12 protein-coding genes and 2 pseudogenes are annotated in these 14572 nt (G+C 55.5%); 4 read left to right on the top strand and 10 right to left on the bottom strand.

What is annotated here, in order from left to right; genetic code table 11:
* Positions 1 to 7: 7 nt before the first annotated feature.
* From AC13E3_RS05155 to AC13E3_RS05145, 3 genes are read right to left on the bottom strand one after another with little or no spacing between them, the layout of a single operon-like run.
* Entirely contained in the window at positions 8 to 940 is a 933-nt protein-coding gene (locus AC13E3_RS05155; protein WP_482901789.1) for a DMT family transporter, read from the bottom strand.
* A gap of 43 nt (positions 941 to 983) precedes the next feature.
* Complete coding sequence (locus AC13E3_RS05150; RefSeq protein ID WP_039881797.1) at positions 984 to 1634, bottom strand: methyltransferase family protein; 651 nt, start codon at positions 1632 to 1634, stop codon at positions 984 to 986.
* Positions 1627 to 1848, bottom strand: coding sequence for a DUF2933 domain-containing protein (locus AC13E3_RS05145; protein WP_081467492.1), 222 nt, complete (start codon positions 1846 to 1848; stop codon positions 1627 to 1629). Before AC13E3_RS05145 ends, AC13E3_RS05150 begins: the two co-directional genes overlap by 8 nt.
* Positions 1849 to 2241: 393 nt before the next feature.
* Here AC13E3_RS05145 and AC13E3_RS05140 point away from each other — a divergent pair, with 393 nt between their 5' ends.
* Positions 2242 to 3534: an ATP-grasp domain-containing protein gene (locus AC13E3_RS05140; RefSeq protein ID WP_199453472.1), complete on the top strand. Its 1293-nt coding sequence runs from the start codon at positions 2242 to 2244 to the stop codon at positions 3532 to 3534.
* Between the two features lie 156 nt (positions 3535 to 3690).
* Here AC13E3_RS05140 and AC13E3_RS05135 read toward each other — a convergent pair whose 3' ends face one another.
* Genes AC13E3_RS05135 through AC13E3_RS05125 form a run of 3 tightly spaced genes read right to left on the bottom strand, consistent with a single transcriptional unit; the run spans position 3691 to position 5568 of the window.
* Positions 3691 to 4386 carry a hypothetical protein gene (locus AC13E3_RS05135; protein WP_008169988.1) on the bottom strand — a complete coding sequence of 232 codons (696 nt, stop codon included), beginning with the start codon at positions 4384 to 4386 and terminating at the stop codon, positions 3691 to 3693.
* Between the two features lie 15 nt (positions 4387 to 4401).
* Positions 4402 to 5136 carry a HupE/UreJ family protein gene (locus AC13E3_RS05130; RefSeq protein ID WP_175497415.1) on the bottom strand — a complete coding sequence of 245 codons (735 nt, stop codon included), beginning with the start codon at positions 5134 to 5136 and terminating at the stop codon, positions 4402 to 4404.
* A 48-nt stretch (positions 5137 to 5184) separates the two neighbouring features.
* Positions 5185 to 5568: a hypothetical protein gene (locus AC13E3_RS05125; protein WP_273085705.1), complete on the bottom strand. Its 384-nt coding sequence runs from the start codon at positions 5566 to 5568 to the stop codon at positions 5185 to 5187.
* An 80-nt stretch (positions 5569 to 5648) separates the two neighbouring features.
* Here AC13E3_RS05125 and AC13E3_RS05120 point away from each other — a divergent pair.
* Positions 5649 to 5750, top strand: a pseudogene (locus tag AC13E3_RS05120) (metal-sensing transcriptional repressor); the annotation flags it as partial.
* Positions 5751 to 5768: 18 nt separating this feature from the next.
* Here AC13E3_RS05120 and dmeF read toward each other — a convergent pair.
* From dmeF to AC13E3_RS05100, 4 genes and pseudogenes are all read right to left on the bottom strand, one after another.
* Positions 5769 to 6518, bottom strand: a pseudogene (gene dmeF, locus AC13E3_RS05115) (CDF family Co(II)/Ni(II) efflux transporter DmeF); the annotation flags it as partial.
* 253 nt (positions 6519 to 6771) lie between these two features.
* A complete protein-coding gene (locus tag AC13E3_RS05110) occupies positions 6772 to 8355 on the bottom strand; it encodes a BCCT family transporter (protein ID WP_008169995.1) in 1584 nt (527 codons plus the stop codon).
* Between the two features lie 229 nt (positions 8356 to 8584).
* A complete protein-coding gene (locus AC13E3_RS05105) occupies positions 8585 to 9592 on the bottom strand; it encodes a hydroxyacid dehydrogenase (protein ID WP_008169999.1) in 1008 nt (335 codons plus the stop codon).
* 100 nt (positions 9593 to 9692) lie between these two features.
* Entirely contained in the window at positions 9693 to 12098 is a 2406-nt protein-coding gene (locus AC13E3_RS05100; protein ID WP_482901788.1) for a copper-transporting P-type ATPase, read from the bottom strand.
* Positions 12099 to 12391: 293 nt separating this feature from the next.
* On the opposite strand from AC13E3_RS05100, the gene AC13E3_RS05095 reads away from it, so the two are divergent.
* Together AC13E3_RS05095 and AC13E3_RS05090 are read left to right on the top strand one after the other, a co-directional pair.
* Positions 12392 to 13432: a type II glyceraldehyde-3-phosphate dehydrogenase gene (locus AC13E3_RS05095; protein WP_008170002.1), complete on the top strand. Its 1041-nt coding sequence runs from the start codon at positions 12392 to 12394 to the stop codon at positions 13430 to 13432.
* Positions 13433 to 13434: 2 nt separating this feature from the next.
* Positions 13435 to 14550: a phospholipase D-like domain-containing protein gene (locus tag AC13E3_RS05090; RefSeq protein ID WP_482901787.1), complete on the top strand. Its 1116-nt coding sequence runs from the start codon at positions 13435 to 13437 to the stop codon at positions 14548 to 14550.
* The last annotated feature ends 22 nt before the right edge of the window (positions 14551 to 14572 follow it).

Below are 14572 nucleotides of genomic sequence, written 5' to 3'. Positions count from 1 at the left end.
TTTTCTACTATGAGCTACGGATCACCTTTGCCTGTTCCCCGACAGCGGAACCGCTTGCTGTTTTCCCAGGCGCTTTGACAACGATCACCAAGCCGACAATTGTGATTCCTATCCCGATCATCTCCAGTGATGTGAAAGTTTCGCCGAACAAAAGCATTCCGATAGCGAGACCGAAAACAGGCGTTAAAAAGGTAAACGAATTGAGGCTGTTCAAGGGCGCGCTGGCGAGCAAGGCATACCAGAGCACAACCATCATTGCCGTTGCCGGAATGGCCAGAACGAACATGGCCGTCGTAAATGACCAGGTCCAATCAATCTCGAAGCCCTCGCCCAGGCTCACGGATGCTATTCCCAGAAACACTGAGCCTATGACAAGCTGGATGCCCATTGACCAATAGATATCATCGCTGCCGGCCTGGTATTTAAGCAGCACGTTTCCAATGGCGGTTCCAATGGCACCACCAAGAACATAGACGGCCCCTGAAAATCTGGCGTTACCAAATTCCATCTCTGGCATCGCTAGCACCACAACACCAATAAAACCGATCAAAAGGCCTACAAACACACGCCCGGTCACAACCTCTCGGACGATAAAAAATGAAAGAACCGCCGCAAACAGCGGTTGCGCATTAGCCAGAACGGTTGCAAGTCCTGGCCCCAGTTTGCCAGCTCCTAAAAACATCCCTCCAAGCCCCATGCCCGTGTAACTGAAGCCAATTGCGGCCAGTATCAGGAGCTGGCGAAGCGAATAACTGGGCCGACCATCTTTTGTAAAAGCGATCAGAATCAGACACAACCCTGCCAACAATGCGCGTAAAGCGGCAAAAAGCAAGGGTGGCGCGTCCGGCAATCCCACCACAATAAAAGGAAAGCAGATCGCCCAAAGAAAGGCAACAAGAACCATTCCGGCGACTGAACGTATCGAAAGTGACAGGCTCACCAACAGCTCCTTTGTCTACCCGGCAGATGAGTAGAGCTTTTGTTCAAGCTTGCCGCCCCAATCCGCGCAACCGCGGCAAAAACCTGGGAGTTTTGTTGGCATAGTGCCGCCAGGCTTCCCCGAACGTTTTCTCTGCCTCTCGTTCCTCACTGATCGATAAGCGGGCATACATCCAGAGCAAAACCGGAAACATCGCCAGAGTTATAAGTGTTGGCCACTGCAGAAGGAAGCCAAACATAATCAAGACAAAGCCGACATACTGAGGATGCCGAACATACGAATAGAGCCCCGTCGTAGCCAGCTTTCGCTCTTTTTGCGCCGCGTACAGGGTTCGCCATCCGGCGGCAATCAAGTAAAAACCTCCACCTATAAACACCGTACTCAACAAGTGGAAGGGGCCGAAATGGGGAGAACCCTGCCAACCAAAGAGCATTTCAAGCAAGTGCCCGCTATCGTGGGCAAGCCAATTCACATCCGGGTATTGGGTCTGAAGCCAACCGGACAGGAAATAGAGTGTCAGCGGGAACCCATACATCTCTGTGAATAATGCCACGAGAAACGCGCTGAACGCACCGAAGGATCGCCAGTCTCGTTGGGTCTGTGGCTTAAAAAAACTGAAAGCGAAGAAAATAAAGATCACCGAGTTTAGAACCACCAGTCCCCAAAGACCGTAATCGGACGAAGCATCAGTCATCGCGTTGGCCTCCACTCTTGCCTTCCGGTTGATCGTGGTGATTATGGCCACCGTGATTCCCATGCCCTCCATGCATAAACATATGAATAAACGGGCATGCCAGAAGGATTAACCACGGCAAAGCACCCAGAAGGTGAACCTTATGTTCGCCCCAGAGCAAAACCAAAGCGATGACCGCAAAAATTGCCAACGTAATCTTGAAACGCTTATCCATATAGATTCCCTTTGGGAAAAGCTTGTCAGTGGGGCTTACTGGCTAGTATGCCTCTAGCGATATTTGGTGACCTATCCCGTCCAAAGAAACGTCATCGATAATCTCCAGAGAGCCCGGATCAAGCACCCAGAGCTTGGCTTCGGCCCGACTGGTGATCAAAAGGCTGCCATCGACGGGAGAGATCGCCGCCCATTGTGAGAGTCGAAGATAGATGGCAAGCACCAATTTACCTAGCAGTAGTTCAACACGCGGAACTGAAACAGACCTGAAAACAGACCTGAAAACAGACACAAGATGTGGATCTATTTGACGCAAATCACAAATGCAAGATAGATTCTTCGAGCATTAAGTAAGCCGTTTCAACCATTGCAAACCTCGAATGACGGACTCCAGATGCCGGAACCTATTTATGAGAACAGACGAATAGCAAACAGCCGGGCCAACGAACTCAACCGCCAATGCTACTGCATCACTCTTGACCGAATAGCCCTCAACAAGAGCCTCCACAACCAGCTTTCAGATGCTGGAAGCGAACTGTCAACGCTCCCGGAGTTCGATCACCTTTTTTCAAACACACCGGTTTTCGTACCCCGAGCCGACATAGCGGAGATGGAGAGGATCGTTCAGTCGATTGAAGCGGCCTCAGAGCTTCCCTCGTACCGAGAACGAGTACTTTCCTGGGCACCGGAAATCGCACAGTTCAATCCAGGGCCCATCGGGGCGTTCATGGGCTATGATTTTCACATGGGTCCCGACGGCCCCCGGCTGATCGAAATCAACACCAACGCCGGTGGCGCCTTCCTGAACCTTGTCTTGTCGAGAGCCCAGCGCAATTGCTGCGACCCATCTCAACAACCCACAACACCCCAGCAGCCGCTCGACGGATTCGAGGACGCGGTGTTCTCAATGTTCAAACAGGAGTGGCAAAGCCAGCACGACAATTTCGGGCCCAGTTGCCTGGCCATAGTAGACGATGCCCCAAAGACACAATTTATGTTCCCCGAATTCCAGTTGGCCCAACAGATTCTCCGAGCCAAAGGAATTGATACATTGATACTCGATCCACAGGAGCTTCAGTATGCCGGCGGTACGCTGACAGCCCGCGGTAAGCCCATTGATATGGTCTACAACCGTCTGGTGGACTTCGCATTGGACGCCGCGCCCCATGCGGCATTAAGGCATGCCTATCTGGATGGCGCCGTGGTGGTAACGCCTAATCCCCATGTGCACGCTGTGCTGGCTGACAAGCGAAACCTGGCCCTGCTATCCGCACCCCACTCCCTTCGAGACTGGGGGCTCAATGAGGCCGATGCAGGCTACCTGGAGAGAGCCGTGCCGAAAACCAGGCAGGTTTCGAGGAACGACGCGGCTGAGTTGTGGAGTGCGCGACGTCATCTGTTCTTCAAGCCGGTTGCCGGCCATGGCAGCAAAGGCGTCTACCGGGGCGACAAACTAACCCGGCGCGTTTTCGAGAACATCCTGAATGGTGGCTACATCGCCCAGGACCTTGTCCCCGCTGGAGAACGAACCCTGAGAATTGACGATGCAGTGGTCACCCGAAAAGTCGACATTCGGCTGTATACCTACGCCGGCAAAAGTATGCTGGTTGCGGCGAGGATATACCAAGGCCAGACAACCAATTTTCGTACCCCCGGAGGTGGATTCGCTCCGGTTTTTCAGGTGTGATTATTACCTTTTCAATGAGCCAATATTTGATCGCATTAATGAAGAATTCCAGATTTTTGGTTTAGCGAACTGTAGAACATTAAGTTACTTAAGCACGGTCCGGACCTATGAAAGCATAGGCCCGGAGACCCCTCGGCGCTTATTCGTTGGTGAACGTCACAACATCTTTTTAAACTGCCCGTAGTCTCCTCCGGTACGCAGTACCAGAGTGATGTCGTTGTCGTTCCGATTTCTGAAAAACCAGCCATGATTGCCGGTAAAGGCTGCCTCCAGCTCGCCTTCGTCTTCAGGCACGCCCCGGCCTTTTTCGTAGGAAATTGACTGGCCACCTCCATCACCATGGGTATCGAAGTTGATCGGGCCACCTTCTGACACCCAGGAGAACCGGGCTGTAGCACCTTCCTCCATAGTAAGTTTGAATTCGGTGCCTTCTCCCGGTGTGAGAATCACGCGCACTTCATCCTGCCACTGCGGTTCCGCAATTTCTGGTGCAGGCGCAGATTCTGGCTCAGAAGGCGCAACCTCTGCTTCCGGTGAGGGGGCTGGCTTCTCAACGGCTTCATCCACGACAGGTGCATTGACTTCCGGCGCCTGTCGCTCAGTTGAGGATTGAACAGCAACCATCTGAACAGCCTCGTCAGCAGCAGCCTCTTCGGCGAGCTGCTCCTTGATCTCACCCATTTCAGTCAGGCCTAAAAGGCGACCTGCGCCGGTTGGGTCCAGGGCGTACTCGGCGGGCATGACCACGGTTACCAGCAGAACCAGCGCCACAATAGCGGCAATGATGGTGGATCGAACCAGTTTGGCAGTGCTGGGCAGTTCTTCACGGTTGGGTATATCGGTGTTGTACATAAAAAATCTCCAGAATCAGGCGACAAAGTAACCGGTGAGCTGATAGCCAAAGAGCAGAAAACCTGCACTCATCATGGCCACGTTGGCGGTGTAGGCATGGCGGAAAAAGCCGTCGGTTTTACGCCAGAAGCTGATAGCAATGAGGATCATGGCCAGGGCGATGAGCTGTCCGATTTCCACACCCACATTGAAGGCGAGGAGGTTCGGAATCAGGCCGTCCGGCGAGATGTCGTATTCGATGATCTTGGTGGACAGGCCGAAACCATGGAAGAACCCGAAAATCAGCGTGGCGGCCTTGGTGTTGGGCTGAAAGCCAAACCAACGCTGATAGGCACCGATGTTGTCCAGTGCCTTGTAGACGATGGACAGACCGATAATCGCATCAATGAGGTAGCTGTTGATGCCCACGTTGAAATAGACGCCCAACAACATGGTGGTGGAATGCCCGAGGGCAAACAGGCTCACGTAGATCGCGATGTGCTTCATCTGGTAGAGGAAGAAGATGACACCCAGCAGGAACAGCAGGTGGTCATAGCCGGTGACCATGTGTTTGGCCCCCAGGTAGATGAACGAAATAAGGTTTATCCCGGTAATTTCCTGGATGTACCCCTTGTCGCCCTGAGCCACGGCATGGGCGAGTACGTCGGTACTCAGCCCCAGCAAGCCCAAAGTCAGAAATATCCAGAGTAGGCGATTGCCTGTGCCCGTTGAGGACACACCACGGCATCGGCCTGTCAAGTTTGACAACATAAAGACTCCAATCGAATGTGTTTTCTCGGGCCGCCTAAGCGGCAAGAATCAAGCAGGAAGGAGTGCTTTTGGAGGGCGTTCGAGCCGATAGCGCAAGCTGCGGGGGAAATCATCGGCAAAGGGCACGGGCTGCCGGAGAACGGTCAGGCTTTGGGAAATAAGGGGAACCCTTAGCTGGTCCACTGTCTCGTGGGTATGATTGCCAGCATCATGATGCACTGATGATGTCTCTGGCTCTTCGTCAAAATCATGGGTGTGTCCATGCGCACCATGACTGCTCGCTTGGCCGTCAAACTGCGATTCCCAGTCGCCTGCCAAGTTGGCCACACCATGAGAGAATGACTCGCCAATCACCGACAGTGACAGGCCCGCCAATGCAAGGAGTATGACGAGCGTTGGAAGCAGTTTTCTCGGGTGAATGGCCGAAATCATCAATCTACTGCGTCGAGTCTGTGGTTGGATTTCAACGAGAACGGAGGATACCATCCCCCCGTGGGGGATAGGAATTAAAAATGGTAAATGATCACACGCATCAATCTCACCCGAACATTATCAAACGTCTGAAGCGGGCAAACGGCCATCTTGAAAGCGTGATTGGCATGATTGACCAGGGACTGGCAGTGTGCCTGAATGCGCTTTTTATAGACTGTAGGCGACTCGGGCTGATGCGAGACGACTGAGACAATAGCCGCATGAATGTTTGGGCCTATCGCCCACACATGCAGATCACTGACTTTGGCATCGTCGTCTTCGACGGCCTGTCTGACGGTTTCCTCCATGTCCTGATGCTGCTCGTCGAGGAGGACCTTTGAGGTCTCTTTCAGCAGATGCCAGGACCAACGGGTTACCAGAATCGCACCGATAATCCCCATCATCGGGTCCATCCAGTTCCACCCGGCATATTTACCCGCCAGAAGGGCAACAATAGCAAGGACTGACGTCAGCGCATCCGCAAGTACATGAAGGTAGGCCGCACGGCGGTTGTGGTCATGGTGATGATGGTGGTGACCGTGATCATGGCCGTGACTGTGACCATGATCATGGCCTGCATCCCCCAGTATCCAGGCTGACACCCCGTTGACCACCAGGCCAATGATGGCCACAAAAATAGCCCCATCGAAAGAAATGGGGACGGGCTGAATAAAACGCCCGACGCTCTCGATGACCATGTAGAGCGCAAAGACAGCCAGCAGAATCGCGCCGGTAAAGCCGCCCAGCGCATTGACCTTCCCCGTCCCGAAAGAGAACCTGGCGCTGCCCGCGTTTTTCCTGGCATACGCATAGGCGAAGGCGGCAATACCCAGAGCCACCGCGTGCGAACCCATGTGCAGGCCATCAGCCAGCAAAGCCATTGAGCCATAAACGATCCCGGCCAGGGTCAAAACCAGCTTTTGGCCTATCCCCCCTGGGGGGATGGCATGAGAATGCTACTGTAGCCAGATGGCTTCAACAACCTTGACAGAGGGGGCAGTGTCCAATTCGGCATACTCTCACCCTCCCCCCGATGAAGACGAGTAAACCAAGGTGCTATCGCTTTCCAACATGGCTTACGATCTGGAAGACCTCATCAGCCCTGCGCTCACGGGGCCAGGGGTCATGTCGCTGAACCTGGTTGTGAGCTTTTCAGGGGTGCAGTCATGCCTTATCCGATCCGGTCCATGGCTCAGCGGCCCGGTGTTGCTTACAACCCTCCCGGGGTGCCGTCAGCGGCTCATGATGCAGCGCCTTCAACAGGCCAGCTGTCATAGCAACGATAACCAGCGAGAATGGCAGGGCCGCGAGGATGACCGCATCCTGGAGGACGGCAATACCTCCCGCCACTAGCAATACCGCGGTCAATACTCCGTTGCCAATGGCCCAGCCTGCTCTCGACGCCTTGGGAGGCTCAAGCTGCCCTCCTGATAAAATGATATTGACCACCAATGCGCCGGAGTCAGCAGACGTTATAAAGTAGATGCTGATAAGGAGCGTTGCCACCAGACCCATCAAAAATTTAATTGAGTCAGTCGTCTGCAGGTGCTCAATGGTCGCGAAAAGTGCATAGGCGATGTCTTTATTGACCGCCTCAACAATTCCGCCACCCCCGAATAGCTCGCTGTGGAGTGCAGCGCCCCCCATCACCGAGATCCATACAAAAGTCACCAGCGTTGGTAGGAGAAGAACCCCGAAAACAAACTCTCTCAGGGTGCGGCCGCGGGATATCCGGGCGATAAACAACCCGACAAAAGGTGACCAGGCCAGCCACCAGCCCCAGAAAAACACCGTCCAGGTCGATTGCCAATTTCCCGGTTCATTGGCGCCAACATAGAATGTCATGATCAATAGACTATCCAGGTAACCGCCAATTTCCTGCACCAACAACCCTGCCATGTAATCAAAGGGGCCAATAATCATAAAGGCGGCGAGTAAAATCAGCGTTAGCCAAAGATTTACCTCACTCAATATTTTCACGCCCCGCCTGACCCCAGAAACCACCGAAATCGTCGCGATTACAGTAACCACGGCGACCACCGACAGCTCCACCCAAAGAGACGCCTCCACGGAGAAAAGCCACTTGAGCCCCGTGCCAGTCTGACGGGCTCCCAGCCCCAGCGTCGTCGCCAGACCAAATACAGTCGCAAAAACAGCGAGCGCGTCAACGACGTGCCCCCAAAAGCCAAAGATTCTTTCACCAATAAACGGGTACAGCGCTGATCGAGGCGCGAGCGGGAGATCATGGCGATAGCTGAAGTATCCGAATGCAATCGCGACCAACGCAAAAATAGCCCATCCGTTCAGCCCCCAGTGGAAAAACGACAATTGAATTGCAGTAGACGCAGCGGAGGGAGTAAAGCCCTCCGAAGTAAAAGGGTTACCCTGAAAGTGCATGATTGGCTCGGCGATGCTCCAGAACAGCAGCCCCACACCCGTGCCGGCCGCAAACAGCATCGCCAACCAGGGAAAAAGCCGGTATTCCGGTTGTTCGTAGTCTTTACCAAGGCGCACGTTCTTGTAACGCCCCAGCCCTAGCCAAATAACAAATGCCGTCAGAAACGCAACCAGTGCCACATACCACCAGCGCAGCAGACCATCCACGTACGAGGAAACATAATCAAGCGCATACGCAAACTCAGACTGCCAGATCAGCGCGCCAGCGAGGGTCAAACCAATGGCGCCAATGCTGAATAGTGACGGCAAGATGGGTTGTTGGAGATGGCTATTGCCTTTTTCGTTCCACATGATGATTAGCCTTTTATTATGTCCTGGTCTGCCAATAGCGATGCTCGTATAAATTACGAAAAATGCTGCAGTTATTATCTGAATTCACGACCCCAGGGGAGCGGTACCAAGGCTCATCCTCAGCATCTTCTTATTGCAGGTAACAACAAGAACCAATCCCGACAGCAGCACCAACAACACACCCCAGATCAAATAGGTATAGAGCATCGGCATAAAAAATCATCCTGGCTCAGTGTTTGTTCACAAGATTGCGGGGTGCACCCTCAATGAAGCCAACAATGTTTTCGCCGGTGGTCGTGAGGATTCTTTCGACAGCCTCTTTCGTATTGAACGCACTGTGCGGGGTGACGATGACGTTTCTCATGTGCTGAAGAACATGGTTGGCGAACAGCGTTTCCAGATCATGTTTCTTGTCAAAAAAGGAGCGGATCAATTCCGCCTCCTCCCTGATGGAGGGCTCATCCGGCAGTACATCAAGACCGGCAGCCGACACTTTCCCATCCGCCAGCGCGTACAGCAAAGCCTGGGTATCAACAACGGAGCCGCGAGCGGTATTAATCAGGACAACCCCGCGCTTCATCCGCGCGAACTCCCTGTCCGACAGAAGATGCTTGGCCGATTTGCTGCCAGGTACGTGCAGCGTCACCACATCGGACTGCTCAAGAAGACGATCCAAATCGACGTAAGACACGCCATACCGGTCGGCGAATACGTCATCCGGCCTGGGATCGCAGGCAAGAACGTTCAGGCGAAACCCCTGCGCTATTTCTACAACACGCTTTCCGATAGATCCGGTGCCAATCACCCCCAGGGTTTTGCCTTGCAGGTCAAACCCCTGCAGGCCTTTCTGTGAGAAATCCCCCTTGCGAGTGCGATTGATCGCCTCCGGAATCTTGTGGCTAATGGCAAGGAGCAGCGCAAAAACATGCTCTGCTACCGTCTGGTCACCGTAGACGGGCACATTGCTGACCGGAATCGAATTTCTGGTACAATAATCCAGATCAATATGGTCGTATCCCGTCGACCGGGTAGCGACAAACTGCAGATGTTCAAAGCACTCCAGGACCGAATGGTTCAGGGCTGAATGAACGAAGGGGGAGATGATATCGGCGTCCCTGTATAGCCCAACGTTGCCTGTTCCGAGTTCCTCGTCCGTGAAAACAACCTCATGATTGCAGCAGGCCTGCTGCAAAATATCGCACTCCCACTTCTCTGCCTCAAAGAACACAATTTTCATTAGCTTTCCCTGGCCAAACTCATTTTTACTCCGACCTCAGCACAGGTAGCCACAGGATGGGGCTACCTGTGCTGAGGTCATCGATATGGTCGTTTCGCGCCTAGACTTTCTCTCGACGCAGACGCAGGGAGTTCATCACCACTGACAACGAGGACGCACTCATTGCAAAAGCGGCAAAGATCGGTCCTATCAGAATGCCAAAAAATGGGTAGAGTACGCCCGCAGCTATTGGCACACCCGCGCCGTTATAGACCAGGGCAAAAAACAGATTCTGCTTGATATTCCGCATCGTCGCCCGGGACAGCCGCCTGGCGCGGACAATACCGTCGAGGTTGCCCTTAACCAGGGTAAAGCCTGCGCTCTCAATGGCGACATCCGCGCCGGTTCCCATCGCAATACCGACATCGGCCTGGGCCAGGGCAGGCGCGTCATTGACCCCATCCCCTGCCATCGCCACCTTGCGTCCCTGGCTCTGAAGCTCGCGAATGATACTGGCCTTATCTTCTGGCAGCACGTCGGCGCGAATCTCATCAATACCGAGTTTGCCCGCCACTGCCTTAGCTGTGCGCTCATTGTCACCCGTTGCCATGATGACGCGGAATCCCGCGGCATGTAGCGCCCTCAGCGCGGCAGGCGTTGTTTCCTTGACGGGGTCGGCAACGCTTACAAGGCCCGCAACGGCGCCCTCAAGCACCACAAACATAACCGTTTCACCCTCGTCGCGCCTGGCATTGGCAACCTCCATCAGATGGCCGCCGTCCAGCCCCAGTTCTTCCAGCAGCCTGGCATTGCCCAGTGCCACCGGCTTGCCATCAACAACCCCTTTAACCCCTTTGCCCGTGACCGCTTCAAAGTCGTCGGCCTTGCCGAGTGTCACGTTGCGTGCCTCGGCACCGGCAACAATGGCTTCGGCAAGCGGGTGCTCCGACCCCTTCTCCAGCGTGGCCGCCAGCCTCAGGACTTCGGTCTCGTCATGATTCGATTCCGGCAGCACGGCCACCAGCTTTGGCTTGCCTTCTGTCAGGGTGCCGGTTTTATCGACAATCAGGGTGTCCACCTTGGCAAAACGCTCCAGGGCTTCGGCGTTCTTGATCAGCACACCCACCTGGGCGCCTCGCCCCGTCGCTGTCATGATCGACATGGGTGTGGCCAGCCCCAGTGCGCAGGGACAGGCAATGATGAGAACCGCCACGGCGGACACGAGCGCGTAAGACAGAGCCGGCGCCGGCCCCCAGATGGCCCACGCCACGAAGGACAGGGCCGCCACGGCAATCACGGCCGGTACGAACTTGCCGGCCACCATATCGGCAAACTTCTGGATAGGCGCCCGACTGCGCTGGGCATTGGCGACCATTTCGACGATCTGGCTGAGCATGGTATCCGCCCCCACCCGGGTCGCCTCCATAACCAGACTCCCGGTACCGTTGATGGTGGCCCCGGTTACCTTGTCACCGTCGACCTTCTCCACCGGAACCGGCTCCCCGGAAATCATTGATTCATCGATGGATGAGCGGCCTTCAACAACCACGCCATCCACCGGCACCTTGTCACCGGGGCGCACCCGCAAATGATCACCGACCTTCACATCCTCCAGAGCGACCTCTTCCTCGGTGCCATCGGGCCGGATCACGCGCGCCGTTTTCGCGGCCATATCCAGCAGCGCCCGAATGGCTTTACCTGTGCCCTCACGGGCCCTCAGCTCCATCACCTGGCCCAGCAGGACCAGCGTGACAATAACGGCTGCCGCCTCAAAATAAACGCCAACGTTACCCTCGGAGTCCCGGAAGCCTTCCGGGAAGATCCCTGGCAGGAGCACCGCCACGATGCTGAAGATGTAGGCCGCCCCGACCCCCATGCCAATCAGGCTGAACATGTTCAGATTCATTGTGCGAAACGAATTGTAGCCCCGGACAAAGAAGGGCCAGCCGGACCAGAGAATCACGGGCGTGGCGATCACGAGCTCAATCCAGAGCGAGACCCGCTCACCAAAGAATTCGCGAACGGCCATGATGCCAACATAGGGGGTCATGGTCAGAATCAGCAGGGGGACCGTAAAGACCAGGGCAACCCAGAAACGGCGGGAGAAGTCCACCAGCTCCGGGTTGGGGCCCTCATCGTCAACGGCGGCAGACTCCGTTTCCAGCCCCATGCCACAGATAGGACAGGCGCCGGGCTTGGTCTGGCGCACCTGAGGGTGCATGGGACAGGTGTAGACCACACCCGAATATCCAGGCGGCACGCGATCATATTTCCGGTCATCGCCTGACGGTTTTTCATGCTCTCCGGAACACTGGTGCGAATGACCGGAATGATGGTGCGAATGACCGGAATGGGAGCTCGTTCCGGCCTGCTCCATAGGCACAAGGTGCATTCCGCATTTGGGGCAGTCTCCCGGCTCGTCGGATACCACCTCCGGATGCATCGGGCAGGTATACTTCCCCCCTGCTTCTCCGGCTACAGTATTCTCGTCATTCTCGTCACGAGCGCTATTATGTTTTGCAGACATCGTCCGTTCATCCTTTCGTTTGTTCCAGGCCAGCCACACAGTGTTCGACCTGGCTCCCGGTAATGGAATTGCCGCATGATGGTTTATCATCCCACTACACCAGACTGAACTGAACCTGAAAAGGACTTTAGCGCCATTTCTTTTTTGACTGGCATCAACTTTTCGCAACTGCCAGTGCACCAAGATACATATTCACAGGGATGTTCAGTTGAAATTCAGCCTTTGCCTATACTGTGGTTACACTGGGGATTTGGCAGGATCGTTCACTCTTTTTCAGGAAACCGGAGGCAAATATGGCCGTTCAGGGAATTATTCGGGTCGCCATCAATGGCTATGGCGTTATTGGCAAACGGGTAGCTGACGCCGTTGCCGTACAGAAAGACATGGCCCTGGCCGGCGTGGCTGACATTGCCACGGACTGGCGGCCACGGGCCGCCCTGCACAAGGGATACTCGCTTTACGGCGCCACTTCGGAGCATGCCGCCAGCATGAGGGCCGCAGGGCTTGATGTCTCCGGCACGCTTGACGACCTGCTTGAGGCCGCGGACATCGTGGTGGACTGTACACCAAAACACCTGGCCAGCAAGAATATCGAAATCTACCGGCGGCTTGGCATCAAGTACATCGTTCATGGCGGCGAGACACATGAAAGCACGGGCCATTCATTCGTTGCCGAGGCCAATTACGCGAGTGCTGTCGGCCGTGACGGCACGCGCGTTGTATCGTGCAACACAACGTCGATCATTCGTACCCTGTCAGCGCTCAAACGCCACGGCTTGCTGGACCGGGCACGGGGAACCCTTCTGCGCCGGGCCACCGATCCCTGGGAGAGCCATCAGGGCGGGATCATGAATACCCTCGTGCCAGAGCCGGAGATTCCCAGTCACCAGGGCCCGGATGCCCAAAGTGTCGACCCGGACCTGGATGTGGTAACCATGGCGGTCAAGGTTCCGGAGACACTGGCCCACCTGCACTACTGGTCCGTTCAACTGACACGTGAGGCGAGCAAGGACGAAGTGCTCGACGCGTTTCGCACTTCCTCCCGCATCGCCCTTATCCGGATCAGTGACGGGCTCAGCGCGATCAACAGCGTCAAGGAGTTGATGGCCGACCTTGGCCGGCCTCACGACAGCCTGTATGAAGTCGCGCTTTGGGAAGACATGCTCAAAGTGCAGGGCAATGAGCTGTTTTATGCCTATATGGTCGACAACCAGGCGATTGTTGTTCCGGAAACCATCGATGCCATACGCGCACTGACCGGGGCCGAACCCGATGCGGAAACGTCGATCAGAGACACCAACGACAGCCTGGGTATCGGCTCTTTGGGGTTATAGATATGGACGGCAACCCCGGCGACGCCGCCTGTGAACCCGAGGGCGGGGCCGTGAAGGGTGTGTTCAGGCTGTTCGGTGAGGGAGACGAACTCTATGCGGAGATGATTCGCTCGGTCCGTACCGCCAGCCAGCGTATCTTTCTTGCTTCGTATATCCTGGCGGCGGACGAGGTGGGGGCTGAGCTGCTCGATGAACTGATGAAGCAGTCCCGCCACGGCCTCGACGTGCGAATTCACGTTGATGCGCTGGGCTCAAGTGGCGTCCTTACGCGGCTGCACCGGCGCCAGCTCAGGGCCGCCGGCGTCCGTCTACAGCGCTTTCACCGCTGGAGCTGGCGGCAACCGATGCGTTACAACCGTCGCGACCATCGCAAGCTGCTGGTCATTGACGGCAAAACAGCGTATCTCGGCGGCTTCAACATTCATCGCGAAGGCTCGAGGCGCTATTACGGCCCAAAGCGTTGGCGCGACGTGCATGTGTGCTTCGAGGGGCCTCTGGCGGCGGAGGCTGACGCTCTGTTTGACGCCTTCTGGTGCGGTCACCCTGACTGGAGCCCACAGAGTCATACCATCGGTGACAGCCGGATCACTCCCAATACCACACGCGCCTGCCGCATCCAGCTGCGGTGCTCCATCAAAGACCAACTGGCCGGAGCATCCGACAAAATCTGGCTGGCGACGCCCTATTTCGTACCGGACCGGGGATTACGCAAACAACTTGCTCTCGCGGCCCGCCGGGGAGTCGATGTGCGGATCCTGACCACCGAAAAGACCGACTCGACCCCCGCACAATGGGCTGCCCGCGCCATTTACGGGGAACTGCTGGAACACGGCGTTCGCATATTCGAGTACACACCCCGGCTATTGCATTCCAAAGTACTGCTCGTTGACGATGCCTGGGGCAGCATAGGGACCGCGAACTTCGACTACAGAAGTTTGTTTATTAACTATGAACTGACGCTGATTTCCACAAACGAAGCCTTGAATGGCCAGTTAAGAAACGAGTTCGTAACTGACTTGCAGGATGCCAGTGAAATCACTGGCATCGCCTGGAAACACCGCGGCTTCATAAAAGCCGTGTATGACACGCTTGGCCTGTTGCTACGCAAGTGGCTTTGACGTGGGCCCACGCAGATCGGGG

This window comes from Marinobacter sp. L-80 (assembly GCF_056859395.1).
This window is presented reverse-complemented; position numbering and strand designations above follow the sequence as displayed.

What these genes read in the sequence shown, in the direction of transcription:
- AC13E3_RS05150 (WP_039881797.1), bottom strand. Translation starts at nt 1,634, where the DNA reads ATGACTGATGCTTCGTCCGATTACGGTCTTTGGGGACTGGTGGTTCTA.
- AC13E3_RS05145 (WP_081467492.1), bottom strand. Translation starts at nt 1,848, where the DNA reads ATGGATAAGCGTTTCAAGATTACGTTGGCAATTTTTGCGGTCATCGCT.
- AC13E3_RS05140 (WP_199453472.1), top strand. Translation starts at nt 2,242, where the DNA reads ATGCCGGAACCTATTTATGAGAACAGACGAATAGCAAACAGCCGGGCC.
- AC13E3_RS05135 (WP_008169988.1), bottom strand. Translation starts at nt 4,386, where the DNA reads ATGTACAACACCGATATACCCAACCGTGAAGAACTGCCCAGCACTGCC.
- AC13E3_RS05130 (WP_175497415.1), bottom strand. Translation starts at nt 5,136, where the DNA reads ATGTTGTCAAACTTGACAGGCCGATGCCGTGGTGTGTCCTCAACGGGC.
- AC13E3_RS05125 (WP_273085705.1), bottom strand. Translation starts at nt 5,568, where the DNA reads ATGATTTCGGCCATTCACCCGAGAAAACTGCTTCCAACGCTCGTCATA.
- AC13E3_RS05110 (WP_008169995.1), bottom strand. Translation starts at nt 8,355, where the DNA reads ATGTGGAACGAAAAAGGCAATAGCCATCTCCAACAACCCATCTTGCCG.
- AC13E3_RS05105 (WP_008169999.1), bottom strand. Translation starts at nt 9,592, where the DNA reads ATGAAAATTGTGTTCTTTGAGGCAGAGAAGTGGGAGTGCGATATTTTG.
- AC13E3_RS05100 (WP_482901788.1), bottom strand. Translation starts at nt 12,098, where the DNA reads ATGTCTGCAAAACATAATAGCGCTCGTGACGAGAATGACGAGAATACT.
- AC13E3_RS05095 (WP_008170002.1), top strand. Translation starts at nt 12,392, where the DNA reads ATGGCCGTTCAGGGAATTATTCGGGTCGCCATCAATGGCTATGGCGTT.
- AC13E3_RS05090 (WP_482901787.1), top strand. Translation starts at nt 13,435, where the DNA reads ATGGACGGCAACCCCGGCGACGCCGCCTGTGAACCCGAGGGCGGGGCC.